The 16,285-nt window shown below is 35.4% G+C and carries 18 protein-coding genes; 13 read left to right on the top strand and 5 right to left on the bottom strand.

Annotated elements, in window-relative coordinates; genetic code table 11:
• The first annotated feature begins 11 nt into the window (after nucleotides 1-11).
• From cmk to A6A10_RS05745, 8 genes are all read left to right on the top strand, one after another.
• Nucleotides 12-680, top strand: coding sequence for a (d)CMP kinase (gene cmk, locus A6A10_RS05780; protein ID WP_121121073.1), 669 nt, complete (start codon nucleotides 12-14; stop codon nucleotides 678-680).
• A 101-nt stretch (nucleotides 681-781) separates the two neighbouring features.
• On the top strand, nucleotides 782-2,452 hold the full coding sequence (gene rpsA, locus A6A10_RS05775) for a 30S ribosomal protein S1 (RefSeq protein ID WP_121121075.1): 1,671 nt from the start codon (nucleotides 782-784) through the stop codon (nucleotides 2,450-2,452).
• Nucleotides 2,453-2,526: 74 nt separating this feature from the next.
• Entirely contained in the window at nucleotides 2,527-2,811 is a 285-nt protein-coding gene (locus A6A10_RS05770; RefSeq protein ID WP_121121080.1) for an integration host factor subunit beta, read from the top strand.
• 33 nt (nucleotides 2,812-2,844) lie between these two features.
• Entirely contained in the window at nucleotides 2,845-3,129 is a 285-nt protein-coding gene (locus A6A10_RS05765; RefSeq protein WP_121121082.1) for a LapA family protein, read from the top strand.
• Nucleotides 3,129-4,319, top strand: coding sequence for a lipopolysaccharide assembly protein LapB (lapB, locus tag A6A10_RS05760; RefSeq protein ID WP_121121085.1), 1,191 nt, complete (start codon nucleotides 3,129-3,131; stop codon nucleotides 4,317-4,319). Before A6A10_RS05765 ends, lapB begins: the two co-directional genes overlap by 1 nt.
• A gap of 16 nt (nucleotides 4,320-4,335) precedes the next feature.
• On the top strand, nucleotides 4,336-5,028 hold the full coding sequence (pyrF, locus tag A6A10_RS05755; protein ID WP_121121087.1) for an orotidine-5'-phosphate decarboxylase: 693 nt from the start codon (nucleotides 4,336-4,338) through the stop codon (nucleotides 5,026-5,028).
• A gap of 29 nt (nucleotides 5,029-5,057) precedes the next feature.
• On the top strand, nucleotides 5,058-5,369 hold the full coding sequence (gene yciH / locus A6A10_RS05750; protein ID WP_121121089.1) for a stress response translation initiation inhibitor YciH: 312 nt from the start codon (nucleotides 5,058-5,060) through the stop codon (nucleotides 5,367-5,369).
• 85 nt (nucleotides 5,370-5,454) lie between these two features.
• Nucleotides 5,455-5,730, top strand: coding sequence for a DUF1294 domain-containing protein (locus tag A6A10_RS05745; RefSeq protein ID WP_121121091.1), 276 nt, complete (start codon nucleotides 5,455-5,457; stop codon nucleotides 5,728-5,730).
• Here A6A10_RS05745 and A6A10_RS05740 read toward each other — a convergent pair.
• Nucleotides 5,716-6,348 carry a histidine phosphatase family protein gene (locus A6A10_RS05740; RefSeq protein ID WP_121121093.1) on the bottom strand — a complete coding sequence of 211 codons (633 nt, stop codon included), beginning with the start codon at nucleotides 6,346-6,348 and terminating at the stop codon, nucleotides 5,716-5,718. The two genes, A6A10_RS05745 and A6A10_RS05740, sit on opposite strands and share 15 nt — an antisense overlap.
• A 73-nt stretch (nucleotides 6,349-6,421) precedes the next feature.
• Here A6A10_RS05740 and A6A10_RS05735 point away from each other — a divergent pair, with 73 nt between their 5' ends.
• The gene (locus tag A6A10_RS05735; protein WP_121121095.1) at nucleotides 6,422-7,057 is read left to right on the top strand and encodes a TIGR01621 family pseudouridine synthase; all 636 of its coding nucleotides are present in this window, start codon (nucleotides 6,422-6,424) and stop codon (nucleotides 7,055-7,057) included.
• Between the two features lie 3 nt (nucleotides 7,058-7,060).
• Here the strand turns inward: A6A10_RS05735 and fdhD are convergent, their stop codons facing one another.
• On the bottom strand, nucleotides 7,061-7,855 hold the full coding sequence (gene fdhD, locus A6A10_RS05730) for a formate dehydrogenase accessory sulfurtransferase FdhD (RefSeq protein WP_418789103.1): 795 nt from the start codon (nucleotides 7,853-7,855) through the stop codon (nucleotides 7,061-7,063).
• 221 nt (nucleotides 7,856-8,076) lie between these two features.
• Between fdhD and fdnG the strand changes: the two genes are divergently transcribed.
• From fdnG to fdhE, 4 genes are all read left to right on the top strand, one after another.
• On the top strand, nucleotides 8,077-11,136 hold the full coding sequence (fdnG, locus tag A6A10_RS05725) for a formate dehydrogenase-N subunit alpha (protein WP_147404736.1): 3,060 nt from the start codon (nucleotides 8,077-8,079) through the stop codon (nucleotides 11,134-11,136).
• Nucleotide 11,137: 1 nt separating this feature from the next.
• Nucleotides 11,138-12,037 carry a formate dehydrogenase subunit beta gene (gene fdxH / locus A6A10_RS05720; RefSeq protein WP_121121103.1) on the top strand — a complete coding sequence of 300 codons (900 nt, stop codon included), beginning with the start codon at nucleotides 11,138-11,140 and terminating at the stop codon, nucleotides 12,035-12,037.
• Entirely contained in the window at nucleotides 12,030-12,707 is a 678-nt protein-coding gene (locus A6A10_RS05715; protein WP_121121105.1) for a formate dehydrogenase subunit gamma, read from the top strand. The genes fdxH and A6A10_RS05715 overlap by 8 nt, the downstream gene beginning before the upstream one ends.
• Before the next feature lie 103 nt (nucleotides 12,708-12,810).
• Entirely contained in the window at nucleotides 12,811-13,734 is a 924-nt protein-coding gene (gene fdhE, locus A6A10_RS05710; protein ID WP_121121108.1) for a formate dehydrogenase accessory protein FdhE, read from the top strand.
• Nucleotides 13,735-13,796: 62 nt separating this feature from the next.
• Here fdhE and A6A10_RS05705 read toward each other — a convergent pair whose 3' ends face one another.
• The 3 genes from A6A10_RS05705 to znuC all read right to left on the bottom strand — a co-directional run bounded on the left by A6A10_RS05705 (nucleotide 13,797) and on the right by znuC (nucleotide 16,268).
• The gene (locus A6A10_RS05705; protein ID WP_121121110.1) at nucleotides 13,797-14,597 is read right to left on the bottom strand and encodes a class II glutamine amidotransferase; all 801 of its coding nucleotides are present in this window, start codon (nucleotides 14,595-14,597) and stop codon (nucleotides 13,797-13,799) included.
• Between the two features lie 97 nt (nucleotides 14,598-14,694).
• Nucleotides 14,695-15,480, bottom strand: a complete 786-nt coding sequence (gene znuB / locus A6A10_RS05700) for a zinc ABC transporter permease subunit ZnuB (RefSeq protein ID WP_121121112.1) — start codon at nucleotides 15,478-15,480, stop codon at nucleotides 14,695-14,697.
• Nucleotides 15,481-15,488: 8 nt separating this feature from the next.
• A complete protein-coding gene (gene znuC / locus A6A10_RS05695; protein WP_121121114.1) occupies nucleotides 15,489-16,268 on the bottom strand; it encodes a zinc ABC transporter ATP-binding protein ZnuC in 780 nt (259 codons plus the stop codon).
• Between the last annotated feature and the right edge of the window lie 17 nt (nucleotides 16,269-16,285).

Here is a 16,285-nt window from a genome sequence, read left to right as displayed (position 1 = left end):
GAGAAAAATAAATGGAAAATATAGTTATTACAGTAGATGGACCAAGTGGAGCAGGTAAAGGAACACTCTGTCATGCTTTAGCGAGTAAGTTAGACTTTGACTTTTTGGATTCGGGTGCTATTTATCGAATATTGGCGTTAGCAGCAAAGCAAAAATCAATTGAACTAGATGATGAGGTTAAGTTAGCTGAGTTAGCAAAAAACTTAGATGTAAAGTTTATTCCTCATAATAATGAAATTAATGTTATTCTTGAGGGCAATAGTGTAGGCGATCAAATTAGAACTGCGGAAGCGGGGCAAAATGCGTCGAAGGTTGCGATCTTTCCTCTTGTAAGAGATGCTTTATTACAACGTCAGAGAGATTTTAGTTCTGAAAGAGGCTTAGTGGCTGATGGCAGGGATATGGGAACTGTTGTATTTCCAACAGCTAGAATCAAGTTCTTTTTAGATGCAAGTGCAGAAGAAAGAGCAAGACGACGTGTAAAACAGTTGCAAGACAAAGGATTTAATGCTAACTTTGACCAGATTTTAGTCGAGATAAAAGAACGTGATTTTCGCGATAGAAATAGAACGATAGCTCCTCTAATTCCAGCTAAGGATGCGTTAGTTCTAGATTCAACAGATTTATCTATTGAAGAAGTTATTAAACAAGCATTAGAATATATTAAAACACGTATTTAGTTTTCGTTTGCCTGATAATGGATTATTGGGTTTTTATCATCAACCCCATTTAAATGGATATAAATGGACGTTTTATATTTATTAAAGAAGATTAAAAAATTATGACAGAATCTTTCGCTCAACTATTTGAAGAATCATTAAAAGCAGGTCAAGAAGCCCGTTTAGGTTCAATTATTAAAGGTACTGTAGTTGCTATTCAAAAAGGCTACGTATTAGTAGATGCTGGTTTGAAATCAGAATCTGCAGTTCCTATGGAAGAATTCCTCAATGCACAAGGTGAATTAGAAGTTCAAATTGGTGACGTTGTTGATGTGGCTCTTGATGCTGTAGAAGATGGTTTCGGTGAAACTAAACTTTCTCGTGAAAAAGCTAAACGTAATGAGTCTTGGACTGCTTTAGAAAAAGCATTTGAAGAACAAGAAACCGTTGTTGGTTTAGTTAATGGTAAAGTAAAAGGTGGATTCACTGTTGAGTTAAATGGTGTTCGTGCGTTTTTACCAGGTTCATTAGTTGATACTCGTCCTGTTCGCGATTCTATCAATCTTGAAGGTAAAGAATTAGAATTTAAAGTAATCAAATTAGATCAAAAACGTAACAACGTTGTTGTATCTCGTCGTGCGGTAATTGAATCTGAAAATAGTCAAGATCGTGAAGAAGTATTAGCTAACTTAGAAGAAGGTGCAGAAGTTAAAGGTACAGTTAAGAATTTAACTGACTATGGTGCTTTCGTTGATTTAGGTGGTGTAGATGGTTTACTTCATATCACAGATATGGCTTGGAAACGTGTCAAACATCCAAGTGAAGTGGTTAATGTTGGTGATGAAGTTACTGTTAAAGTATTAAAATTTGATAAAGAGCGTACTCGTGTTTCTTTAGGCTTAAAACAATTAGGTCAAGATCCTTGGGTTGCGATTGCTGAAAATCATCCAGTAAATAGCAAATTAACAGGTAAAGTAACTAACTTAACTGATTATGGTTGTTTTGTTGAAATTTTAGATGGCGTTGAAGGATTAGTTCACGTTTCTGAAATGGATTGGACAAACAAAAATATTCACCCATCTAAAGTTGTAAGTGTTGGTGATGTTGTTGAAGTAATGGTTTTAGAAATTGATGAAGAGCGTCGTCGTATTTCATTAGGTTTAAAACAATGCAAACCTAATCCATGGGAACATTTCGCTACAACACATAACAAAAATGATAAAGTATCAGGTAAAATTAAATCAATTACTGACTTTGGTATCTTCATTGGTTTAGAAGGTGGAATTGATGGTTTAGTTCACTTGTCTGATATTTCTTGGAATGTTTCTGGTGAAGAGGCTGTACGTAATTACAAGAAAGGTGATGAAGTTGAAGCTGTTGTTCTTCAAGTTGATGCAGTTAAAGAACGTATCTCTCTAGGTATTAAACAATTAGATTCAGATCCATTTACTAATTTCGTTGATGCAACTAAGAAAGGCTCTGTAGTTAAAGGTAAAGTTACAGAAGTTGATGCTAAAGGCGTTAAAGTAGAATTAGCAAATGGTGTTGAAGGCTATGTTCGTGCTTCAGAAGCAACTCGTGATCGTGTTGAAGATATCACTACTGTTATCAGTATTGGTGACGAATTGGAAGCTAAATACACAGGAGTTGATCGTAAGGCTCGTGTTGTTAACCTATCTGTTAGAGCTAAAGATGAAGCAGAAGAGTCTGCAACATTAGCACAAGTCAATAAGCAAGAAGAAGCTATTCCAAATGCTATGGCTGAAGCATTTAAAGCCGCTAAAGGCGAGTAGTATTAATTAGCTATATTATTAGAGCTAAAAGCGGATATACTACTGTATATCCGCTTATATATTAAGGAGAAAATATGACTAAATCGGAATTAATTGAACGTTTAGTAGTAAAAAATCCTGGTTTACAAGTAAAATCCGTTGAGGATAGCGTTAAAGAAATTTTAGAGCAAATAATACACACATTAGAAGATGGTAAGCGCATAGAAGTGAGAGGATTTGGAAGTTTTTCCCTACATTTTAGACAATCTAGAGTAGGGCGAAATCCTAAAACTGGGGAAAGTGTTAAGTTAGATTCTAAATATGTACCTCATTTTAAAGCTGGTAAAGAATTAAAAGAGCGTGTTGATCATCACTATTGATATTGACACTATGTATTGTAGTGGAGATTTATTATGAAATATATTTTGGGAGTTGTTATTGCTCTTGCTATTATCATTGTTGCAATAACAATTGGTGCCAATAATGATCAGATAATTACTTTCAGTTATATTATTGCAAAGAGTGATCTAAGATTATCAAGTTTAGTTGCGATATTATTTGGATTTGGATTAATTCTTGGTTGGATTATTACTGGATTCTTCTATATTAAATTGAGATTTAAAAATATTGCATTAAATCATCGAGTTAAGCGTCAGGCTCAACAGATTAATGAATTAACTCTTCCAAAGGATGAGTGATGCTTGAATTGTTATTTCTTTTGCTTCCTATTGCCGCTCTTTATGGGTGGTATATGGGGCAGAGAAGTGCTAAAAAAGATCAAGAAGACGTAAGTAACAAGTTTTCCCGTGATTATGTCACGGGATTAAATTTTTTACTTTCTAATCAACAAGATAAAGCTGTTGATTTGTTTCTCTCAATGTTAGAAAAGCAAGAATCAGAAAATGAGATTCTTTCAGGATCTCAGTTTGAGGCTGAGTTGATGTTGGGGAATTTATTTCGCTCTAGAGGAGAAGTTGATCGAGCGCTCCGAATTCATCAATCCTTAGAAACGAATATCAATTATACTTTTGAACAAAAGCTACTGGCAAAGCAACAGTTGGCAAAAGATTTTATGGCTGCTGGATTTTATGATCGAGCTGAAAATTATTATATAACACTACTTGAAGAGCCAGAATTTGCACGTCAATCCCTTTCTCAATTAATTTCTATCTATCAGAAAACAAAAGAATGGAAAAAAGCAATTAATGTGTCTGAGAAGCTATTAAAAGTATCACCAGATGTGGATAGAGTTCCTATATCTCATTTTTATTGTGAATATGCAAATACCATAGAAAATAATCATGCATTATTTATCAGTTTACTTAGTAAGGCGTTAGAGTATTCACCAAATTGTGCTAGAGCATCTATGATGTTTGGCTATTATTATTATAATCAGAATGATTTTTCTCGTTCATTGACTTATTTTGAAAATATATTGGAACAAGATCCTAACTATATTAGTGAAGTTTTAGGTAAAATAGAGCAGTGCTATATGGCATTAAATTTGTTAGAACAATTTGAGCTATTTTTGATAAAGGCAAATCAAATCAAACATAACAGTAGTATAGATCTTGCTTTGGCTACACTTATTGAAAAGAAAGATGGCATTGATGCTGCTCAATCTAGGTTATATCAGCAAATAAAGCAATATCCAAGTACTATAACTTTTCATCGGTTTATTTATTACCAAATTAATAAAGCAGAAGAGGGAAGTGGAAAGGAAAGTCTTATTCTTTTGCATAAAATGGTGGGTAATCGTATTCAGAGTGGATTTAAATATCGGTGCTTAAATTGTGGTTATCAGAGTTATCGATTGAATTGGCATTGTCCTTCATGCCGTCAATGGGAAACAATTAAACCAATACAAAGTATAGATGAAATTCTTTAGTCATTATGAGGTATTTATGGATAATAAAGTAATTGTTGCGTTAGATTATGAAACGGAACATGAAGCATTAGCACTGGTTGATCAAGTTGATCCATCACTATGTCGCTTAAAAGTTGGCAAAGAAATGTTTACAACACTTGGCACCAATTTTGTAAAACAGCTCCAGCAACGTAATTTTGATGTGTTTTTAGATTTAAAGTACCATGATATACCAAATACTGTTGCTAGAGCTGTACGCTCGGCCGCTGATTTAGGTGTTTGGATGGTTGATTTACATGCTTCAGGCGGTTTAAGAATGATGGAAACTGCTAAGCAAATCCTTGAGCCATATGGTAAAGATGCACCTTTACTGATTGGGGTAACTGTATTAACTAGTATGGAAGATCTGGATTTGCTACAAATAGGGATTAATACATCGCCAATGGAGCAAGTGATTCGTCTTGCTAATTTATGTCAAAGAGCTGGCTTAGATGGTGTTGTTTGTTCTCCTCAGGAAGTAGAAGTACTTCGTACTCATTGTGGACCTGATTTTAAACTGGTTACCCCAGGTATAAGACCAGAAGGTTCTGACATAGGCGATCAGCGTAGAGTAATGACACCAAAGGAAGCTATTGCAACAGGTGCCGATTATCTCGTTATTGGAAGACCTATTACTCAAGCTGAAAATCCTCTTGCTGTATTGACGACAATTAATCAATCTATTGTATAATTTATAGCCTTGATTAAGGATTTTTAGCTATGGCATTAGTATATTCAACAGATGGTGGGCGAATAAAACCAGAAGGTGAAAAAGGAAGAGCGCCTGAAGGTGATGGTATTGTAAGAATACAACGTCAAACAAGTGGACGGAAAGGAAAGGGAGTCTGTGTTATTAGTGGACTATCTCTGGATGGTAAGGCATTAGTTTCTTTAGCATCTGAATTAAAGCGAAGAACCGGATGTGGTGGATCTATAAAAAATTATACGATCGAAATTCAAGGTGATCATCGAGATATGCTGAAGCAAATTTTAGAAGAAAAAGGCTTCAATGTGAAATTTTCTGGTGGCTAATTTGAAACAGTAAGGACAAAGAGACAAGAAAAATCTTTGTCCTTATTTTATAAATATGATTATATTGATTATTAGGTAAAATTTTATGCTGTATATTTTAATATATTTCACTTTTATTAATATAGTCAGTGCATATTTAATGTATATAGATAAAAAACGTGCTGTTCATAAAGCGTTTAGAATTCCCGAATCTAATTTACTTTTTCTTTGCTTATCTGGTGGTTTCTTTGGAACTTATATCGTAATGAAATATGCCAAGCATAAAACCAAGCATTGGCAATTTCATTTGGCAGTCATTTTGTCTTTTTTATTTTGGTTGTTTATTTTACCTTTGATAACTTACTTTCTATTCCGTGTCTAAATGTTTTGTATTATTAAATTCAATTAATTCCATTTTTCCGTCTTCAACTCTTGCAACGTTTATTGCTGTATTTGCCACAAAAGTATGTAATTCAGGATTTCTAAATTCTTGCCATTTTAAACCTTTTAAGATTGCGGTAAGTAATGTGAGAGTCATACCATGAGATACAATAAGTATATTTTCATCCCCATGTCTATGACGATCTATAATTTGTTGAAATGCTTTCATCACTCTATTATAGAGTTGCTCAATTGTTTCACCTTGGCTTTCTATTGCTTGATAATTTTTAGGGTCAGTTCTTAACAGAATGTATTCAGGGTGTTCAGCTAAATCAACGGATTTCTTACCTTCCCAACTGCCAAAATGAATTTCATTTAATCCTCTGTGATGAAAATGAGGAATATCTCTAGAGCCAATAATATAATCGGCTGTATCTTGTGCTCGTTTCATTAAACTAGAGTAACAAGCAGAGAATTTTATATGGGATAATGCATTACCAGTAATTTTTGCACCGTTTATACCTTCTTCTGTGAGAGGAGAATCGCAAGTTCCTTGTAATAATCCTTGATTGTTCCACTCTGTACGTCCATGACGAATAAGATATATATTAAGAGCCATTTTATTTTCCTTTTAAACTTGTAATCAGTTATTCTAATACTATGTAATTTAACAATAAGTAGTATAACAAAGAATGAAGCAAAAATTTACTATATGCTATCGCCATGATGATTTTGTTGTCATAAACAAACCTACAGGAGTAAGTGTTCATAAAGATGAGGAAGCGGTTGGATTAACACAAAATATTGCAAATCAGTTAAATGTAGATAAAGTCTGGTTAGTACATAGATTAGATAAAGTTACATCAGGTTTGCTTATTTTGGCATTAAATAAAGAGGCTGCAACTGACTTCTTTCATTTGTTTTCTCAACATCAAATACAGAAAACTTATTGGGCTTTATCCGATAAAAAGCCAAAAAAGAAACAAGGCAAAATTATTGGCGATATGGAAAAAAGTCGTAATGGTGCTTGGAAACTTTGTCATACAAAAAATAACCCAGCGGTCACTCAATTTGTATCTCAAAGTGTTGCACCTAACTTGCGACATTTTATTCTTTTTCCTAAAACAGGAAAAACTCATCAACTAAGAGTTGCAATGAAGAGTCTAGGTAGTCCCATTTTAGGCGATACAGTGTATGGAGCTAATCAAGCTGATAGAGTGTATTTACATGCTTATCAACTTGATTTTCATTATAGAGGGCAACATATTAGTATCTCACAATCCCCAGAAGATGGTGATTTATGGGGTGGTATAGAGTTAACAGTATAATTTCTAAGCTAAGTTTAATCGATGACTTCCTGTATAAACTGTCGTTTTATGTTTTCTAGTAAAGGCAAGAAGAGTAAAGTTATTTTCATTCGCTAATTGATATGCCATTTCAGTTGTTGCGGAGATGGCACATAGCATTTCTACTCCACAAGCTAAACATTTTTGAACCATTTCGAAACTTGCTCTACTGGTGACGAATACAAATCCTATAGGTTCACCAGCTTTTGCATACCATCCAAGCAATTTATCTAAGGCAACATGTCTACCGACATCTTCTCTAATTGCTAATAATTTTCCATCGAGCGTAAAAAAAGCAGCAGCATGACTCGCCCCAGTTTGATGAGACAAGGTTTGTGATTGTTCTAATTGCTCTAAACAGTGATCAAAAATCAGAGGATTAATATTTTGCAAGCGGTTAGATTTTGGAAATAATTTGCAATTTTGTTGCACCTGTTCTAATTGTTCAACACCACAAATCCCACAACCAGTTCTTCCAGTCATAGAGCGTCTTTTTTCTTTCAGGGCAACAAATTGGCGAGTGGCAATTTCAATTTCAATTTCAATACCATTTTGACCTTCAATAATGTCTAATCCAAATAGTTGATTTTTGTTAACAATTATTCCTTCAGACAATGAAAATCCCAGTGCAAAATCTTCTAAATCTGATGGGGTTGACATCATAACCACATGTGATATTCCATTATAAACTAGTGCAATAGGAACCTCTCTGATTAAGTTATCTTCTTGTTTTTGTTGTAAAAAAGAACCATTCTCAATAATAATTCGATTTGACGATATTTTTATGATCGAACTCAAATTTTCCTCTCAAAAAGATAGTGTATGTTGTTAAAAAAATGTATAATTTTATAGATTTTCAATTTACATCATATTATAAGTTTATTTTTGATAGGTACATTCTTTCATCTATCATAAATATGATCAACTACTATGTAATGGTGTCAATATACATTGATGTAAAGAATATTGGTTCCGTAAATACGGATTTTTTAGGAGTGATTATGCAGATCAGTAGACGTAAGTTTTTTAAGATCTGTGCAGGAAGTATGGCGGGAACATCTGCTGCAATGTTGGGCTTTGCTCCAGCAACTGCGTTAGCAGCACCTCGTGAATACAAATTATTACAAGCAAGAGAAACTCGTAATACCTGTACATACTGTGCCGTTGGTTGTGGAATGCTATTATATAGCTTAGGCGATGGCTCAATGAATTCTAAAGGGAAACTCATTCATATCGAAGGGGATCCCGATCATCCAGTCAGCCGTGGGGCATTATGTCCAAAAGGTGCGGGTGCATTAGATTATGTAAATAGTGAACGCCGTGTTAAATACCCAGAAGTCCGTGAAGCTGGCTCAAATGAGTGGAAACGAATTTCTTGGGAAGAAGCGATTAGCCGTATTGCTAAACATATGAAGAAAGACCGAGATGAAAACTTTATTACACATAATGAAGAAGGTTTAGAAGTAAATCGTTGGATGACAGCTGGATTCTTAGCGGGTTCCGCATGTAGTAATGAAACAGGGATTCTTACTCAAAAATTTGTACGTTCACTCGGTATTGTTTTTACAGATAACCAGGCGAGTATCTGACACGGACCAACGGTAGCAAGTCTTGCTCCATCATTTGGTCGCGGTGCGATGACCAACCACTGGGTTGATATTAAAAATTCTGATTTAGTGATCGTAATGGGCGGTAATGCAGCAGAGGCACACCCTGTTGGTTTCCGTTGGGCTGTTGAAGCGAAAAAACAAAATGGTGCGAAATTGATGGTGGTCGATCCACGCTTTAATCGTACTGCAGCAGTCGCTGATATTTACATGCCACTACGTTCAGGTACTGATATTGCATTCTTATCGGGTGTTATCCGCTATTTGTTAAAGAATGACAAAATTCAGCATGAATATGTTAAGCATTATACTAATGCCACATTCTTAATTGATGAAAATTTCAATTTTGAAGAAGGTTTATTCTCTGGTTATGATCCAGAAAAACGTCAATATGATCGCTCAAGCTGGGGTTATCAATTTGATGAGGATGGTAATGCTAAACGTGATATGACAATGCAAGATCCACGTTGTGTAATTAATTTATTACGTGATCATGTTGAACGTTATACACCTGAAATGGTAGAGCGTATTACGGGTACACCTCAAAAAGATTTCCAAGTTTTCTGTGAAGAGATTGCTAAAACCTCTGCACCAGATAAAGCAGCTACATTCCTATATGCATTAGGTTGGACTCAGCATACTGTTGGATCTCAAAATATTCGTACTATGGCAATGATTCAATTGCTATTGGGTAATATTGGGGTTTCTGGTGGTGGTGTTAATGCGTTACGTGGGCACTCAAATGTTCAAGGAATTACAGACTTAGGTCTTTTCCCTAACCGTTTACCTGCTTATATTGCTTTACCAACGGACTCTGATCCAGATTTGGATTCTTTCCTTGGACGTATTACACCAAAGGCATTGATTAGTGATCAAATTAACTATTGGCAAAATACACCAAAATTTATGGTAAGTATGCTCAAATCGTTCTACGGTGATAAAGGTACACCAGAAAACGATTATGGATATCACTATTTACCTAAACTACCAAAAGGTGGAACAGATCAATTCCGTTATATTGAGGATATGTATCAAGGCAAGGTGAATGGTTTCTTCTGTCAAGGAATGAACCCAGTGGCTTCATTTGCCAACTCTGGAAAAATAATCAAAGCATTAAGTAATTTAAAATATTTGGTAATTTTTGATCCGTTAATAACAGATACATCAGAGTTCTGGAAAAACCATGGCGAATATAACGATGTTAAAACTGAAGATATTCAAACAGAAGTATTCCGCCTACCAACCACATGTTTCGTAGAAGAAGATGGATCTATTGCTAACTCAGGTCGTTGGTTGCAATGGCACTGGAAAGGTGCAGAGCCACCAGGTGAAGCAAAAACTGATGGTGAAATTTTATCTGAACTTCGTGCGGAATTACTCCATCTTTATCATGAGGAAGGTGGAAAAGCACCGATTGAACCAATGGAAGCAATGGCATGGGATTATGCAAATCCATTAGCGCCAACTGCAGAAGAAGTTGCAAAAGAAAATAATGGTTATGCTCTTGTGGATATCAAGGATGCAAGTGGTAACATTATCCTTAAAAAAGGACAATTATTGTCTAGCTTTGCACAAATGCGTGATGATGGCACAACTTCAGGCGCTTGTTGGATTTATACGGGCCAATGGACTGAAAAAGGTAACCAAATGGCGAATCGTGATAATTCAGATCCGTCAGGCTTAGGTAATACGTTGGGTTGGGCATTCGCATGGCCATTGAATAGACGTATTATTTATAACCGTGCAAGTGCAGATTTATCTGGTAAACCATTTAACCCTAAACGTCAATTAGTTAAATGGAATGGTTCAAACTGGAACTATGTAGATGTTGCTGACTTTGGTAATGCTCCACCAAATAGTCCGACATTACCATTTATTATGCAACCAGATGGTGTGAGTGGCTTATTTGCAAGAGATCGTATGGCTGATGGTCCATTCCCTGAGCATTATGAACCAGTAGAAACCCCAATTGGTACAAATCCATTGCATCCAAATGTTGTATCAAGTCCTATTGTTCGCATATTTGAAAGCGATAGAGCTGAATTGGGTACAAGTGAAGAATTCCCTTATGTTGGAACGACTTATCGTTTAACAGAACATTTCCATTTCTGGACTAAAAATGTATTGCTAAATGTGATTGCACAACCAGAACAATTTATTGAAATTGGTGAAGCGTTAGCACAAGAAAAAGGAATTGGTCATGGGGATGTAGTTAAAGTGACATCTAAACGTGGTTATATTAAAGCAGTAGCTGTAGTAACAAAACGTATTCGTCCTTTAGTTGCAGATGGAAAACCTGTCCATACAGTAGGTATCCCAATACACTGGGGATTCTCTGGAATTGGTAAAAAAGGATTCTTTGCGAACAATTTAACAGTTCGTGCAGGCGATGGTAATACCCAAACACCAGAATCTAAATGTATGTTAGTTAATATTGAGAAAGTGGGGGCATAAGATGGGAACAGTACAATCTCAAAATATTATTAAAGCCTCTGCAACATCGGGCTTAACTCCACCACCACAAGCAAGAGATCATCAAGTTGAAGTGGCAAAATTAATCGATGTCACAACTTGTATCGGTTGTAAGGCTTGTCAGGTGGGATGTTCTGAATGGAATGATATTAGAGCAGAGCCAGAGAAATGTATAGGGGTATACGATAACCCTATCGATCTCAATGCGAAAGCTTGGACGGTGATGAAATTCAACGAAGTTGAAGAAAATGATCGTTTAGAGTGGTTGATTCGTAAAGATGGCTGTATGCACTGTGCAGAACCAGGTTGTTTGAAGTCATGCCCTTCACCAGGTGCGATTATTCAATATGCTAATGGTATTGTAGATTTCCAATCGGATAAATGTATTGGTTGTGGTTATTGTATTGCTGGATGTCCATTCAATATTCCAAGAATGAATCCAGAAGACAATAGAGTATATAAATGTACACTTTGTGTGGATCGTGTAACTGTAGGTCAAGAACCAGCTTGTGTTAAAACTTGTCCAACTGGAGCTATCCGTTTTGGTAGCAAAGAAGAGATGAAAGTTTATGCGGAAAAACGTGTTGAAGACTTAAAATCTCGTGGTTATGAAAATGCAGGTCTTTACGATCCAGAAGGTGTAGGTGGTACGCACGTTATGTATGTATTACACCATGCAGATAAGCCTGAACTCTATTCAGGATTACCAAAAGATCCGAAGATTGATCCAACAATTACTTTATGGAAAGATGTATTGAAACCAGTTGCAGCTGTTGCTATGGGTGGTTTAGCATTGAGCGCAGCTGCGCACTACATTGCATTTGGACCAAATACTGAAGAGCTTGATGAACACGAAGAGCATAAGGGAGATAATCATGAGTAAAATTAAGATCGACAATGATCATAAAATTATACGTCATAAATTACCTGCTCGCTTTAGTCATTGGCTATTGGTGCTTTGTTTTATGGTAACAGGGTTGTCTGGAATCGCTTTTTTCTTTCCTGACTTTGCTTGGCTCACTGAGATTTTGGGTACGCCTAAATTAGCAAGAGCAGTGCATCCATTTACTGGAATTATAATGTTCCTTGCTTTCTGTAATTTAGTCAGAATTTATTGGCGCCATAATTTCCCTGAAAAAAATGACTGGGTATGGCTTAGAAATATCCATGAGGTTTTGAAAGGTAATGAGCATGCGGTATCAGATAATGGTAAATATAACTTAGGGCAAAAACTATTGTTTTGGACATTGAGTTTTGCCATGATTACTTTGTTAATTACAGGGATTATTATGTGGCGTCAGTATTTCGCTGCTAACTTCCCAATTCCAGTTATCCGTATTGCTATCTTACTTCATTCTGCTTGTGCATTTATGCTATTTACTGGCATTATGGTACACATCTATATGGCATTTTGGGTTAAAGGCTCAATTCGTGGTATGGTTGAAGGATGGGTTACGGTTCGTTGGGCTAAGAAACATCACCCACGTTGGTTCCGTGAAGAAGTATTACCTGAGCTTGAAAAAGAGCTAGTAGAAAAGCAAAAATCTAACTAAGCTATAACTAAGAGAATAAAAGTGCGATAGAAATATCGCACTTTGTTTATTAAAGGTAACGTATAGTTACTTTTTCCGTGTTACCTAATTAAGAAGATATTTTATGAGTATTAGAATTTTACCAGATACAGAAATTAAGCAAGCAGCCAGTTCTTTTTATAGTCCTCCGTTACTATTTGCTAATCCTAAGAATTTATATCAGAGAAGGGCAAAACGTTTGCGTGAATTGGCTGAGAGTAGTCCTCTTGGCGATTACCTTAATTTTGTTGCACATATCGTAGATGCACAATTAAAGCTTTTAGATGAAAAACCTATTGCAAATATTTCTGATGAACTTACCGCTTATATAACTAAAAATGAAGGGGTAAAGCCTTTAAGTGCTAGTGAGTTTAAGCGTTCTGACGAGTGGAGAGAATTGCTCTTTTCGCTTATTAATGAATGTAAGCCTATTGCAGAAGGTCCTATACAAGGGACTCTAGAATGGTTAGAAAAGGCATCTGTATCTGAATTAGAAACATTGGCGGATCATTTGCTCAATGAACGCTATGAGGAAGTTGGTGCGGATAAAGCGGTATTTTTATGGGCAGCGCTTTCTCTATATTGGGTGCAGTTAACTCAACAATTACCTCGTCAATCTAAAACAGAATATGGGGAAGCTCGTCATGTCTGCCCTGTATGTGGCTCTGCTCCTGTGGCAAGTGTTATACATTTTGGTGATGCACAAGGTTTACGTTATTTACACTGCTCATTGTGTGAGAGTGAATGGAATGTTGTGAGAGCAAAGTGTACTAATTGTGAGCAAACAGGAAAACTTAATTATTGGAGCTTAGATAGTATGGAGGCTCCTGTTAAAGCTGAAAGTTGTGGTGACTGTAATACTTACTTGAAAGCAATGTATCAAGAAAAAGATCCGCATGTAGAACCTGTAGCAGATGATCTTAACTCTCTATTTTTAGATGCAGAAATGGAAGAGAAAGGATTTTATCGTAGTGCAATCAATCCATTTTTATTCAAGGTAGATGAATAAATCACATTTATTTCTGTTAACTAGTAATTTCTTAAGAGCATATCTTATATGCTCTTAAGGGGCTATACATGATTGTCGCAATCAGGCAATGTTCCTTCGATTTCGTAAAGGAGATCACCGTCTTTAAAAAAGACATATCCACCATTTTTCATCTTTATCCAAGTTTCATTTTTGGTAAGTGGTTTGGTCGTGATGATTGTTACTTTATCTGATTCTGCAGTATATTTTCTAAAATCAATCATGACATCATCATCTCTCAATGCTTTACCAAAAGGTGCTTTACGGCAAACATAATGCAAGTTTGTTGAGCAACGAGCGATCATCCAATGTCCATTGGAAAGAATAAAATTGAAGACTCCATGTTGAGCAATTTCACTTGTTATTTCTACAATAGTATCAAAAAGTTCTTTGTCTGCAGGTTTTTCTGCAAATTTATTTTTTAATTTTGCAGCGATGTAGCAAAAGGCTAATTCAGAGTCTGTTGTACCTATGGGTTGATAGTGAGTATTTGAGCAAATTTCCAAATTTTCTACAGTTCCATTATGAGCAAATACCCAATTTTCTCCCCATATTTCTCTAATAAAAGGGTGAGTATTTTCTAAGTTAACTTCGCCTTTTGTTGCTTTTCTAATGTGTGCAATCACATTGTACGATTTTATTCTATATTGACTGACCAAGTCGGCAATTGGTGAGGATGCACCAGGCTGATTATCTCGAAAAATACGAACCCCCTTGCCTTCAAAAAAGGCAATTCCAAACCCATCTTTATGGCAGTCAACCAACCCACCTCTTTTGCGAAAGCCTTCAAACGAGAAAGTAATATCGGTTGGAGTGTTGCAATTCATCCCTAATAGTTGACACATATTTATCCTAGTAACTTTTTCCTTTTATAAAATAATGATATTGTTTTTTTATAACATCATCTATTGAAATTTCAACTAAATAATCGTTATATCTTATTCAATTTGGTTGTTTTTTGCATAAAGAAAGCATAAAAAGAAAACCAGCACAAATTACAACGGAAGGACCTGCAGGAGTATCTTTTATGCTAGAAAGAAGCAATCCACCACTTACAGAAATAATACTGAATAAAACAGAATACAGGACCATTACTTCAGGTGTTCTAGCAAAACGTCTTGCTGTAGCTGATGGAATGATAAGTAAAGAAGTTATAATAAGCGCTCCTACAAATTTCATGCTTAAAGCAATAGTTATTGCAGTCAGTACCATAAGTAATAGACGTAATTTGGCTATATTAATTCCTTCAACTTGAGCTAATTCAGGGCTAATTGTCATTGATAGTAGCTTTTTCCAAGAAAAAGCTAAAACCGAGACAATAACAATAACTCCAGTTCCAATAAATATAATGTCATGCATATTAATGGCTAATAAATCACCGAATAAGTATGACATAAGGTCAACCCTAACATTATTCAATAAACTAATGGTAATAACACCTAGGGATAAGCTTGTATGAGCAATGATGCCGAGTATAGTATCAACAGAATGATTGGAATAATGTTCTAGCCACACTAATCCAAGGGCTAATAATATCGTCATGATAATGACAGAAAGATAAGGATCAATATTTAAGAAGATACCTAATGCCACTCCAAGCAGTGCTGAATGAGATAATGTATCACCAAAGTATGCCATTTTTCTCCAAACAACAAATGCACCTAATGGTGCCGTAACAAACGATAGTAAAACACCCGCAATCCATGCAGGCAAAATAATTTCTAACATACTACTCCCTAGTCTAAACTCTTTTTATTGCAAATATTACCATGCAAATCATGATAATGATTATGATTATGTGAGTAAAAAGCAACATTATTGGCAAATTGATTTCCAAAAAAATGGATAAAAGTTGGATCCGTAGAAATAGTTTCTGGGGTACCAGCACAACAAATATGCTGATTAATACATAGAACTTCGTCAGTATTTGCCATAACAATATTTAGATCATGAGAAACCATGAGTATTGCACAGTTTAAAAACGCTTTAGCCCGATTTAGTAGTTGATAGAGTTCGGTTTGCCCTGTAATATCCACACCTTGCATTGGTTCATCTAGTACTAATAAATGAGGATGATTGAGAATTGCTCTTGCTAATAGAACTCGTTGCATTTCACCTCCAGATAATTTTTGCATACTATTGTTTTGCAAGTGAGTAATTGAAAATAAATCAAGAGATTCTTCAATATTTTTTGCTGTTACATTAGGTTTGAGAGATAGAAATTTTTTAACTGTGATCGGCATTGAGTTATCTAAATATAATTTTTGAGGTACATAACCAATTTTTAAGCCTTTTTTATGAAAAATTGTACCGGAGCTTGGTGGAATGAGTTTAAGTAGAACTTTGAGTAAAGTTGATTTACCTCCACCATTAGGTCCTACAATGGTAGTAATAGAGTTAGGATAAATATTAAGAGCGATATTTTCTAAGATAGTTTTTGAGCCGAAAGCGACATTAATGTTGTTTAGTTTGACTAGAGGACTGTTAGGCTCAATAGATCTTGATTTTATTTCCATTGTATAATTGTGGGTTT

Origin of the sequence: Otariodibacter oris (assembly GCF_009684715.1) — a bacterium.
Lineage (GTDB): Bacteria > Pseudomonadota > Gammaproteobacteria > Enterobacterales > Pasteurellaceae > Otariodibacter > Otariodibacter oris.
Note: the sequence above shows the minus strand (reverse complement) of the source record. Positions and strands in the feature narration are given on the sequence as shown.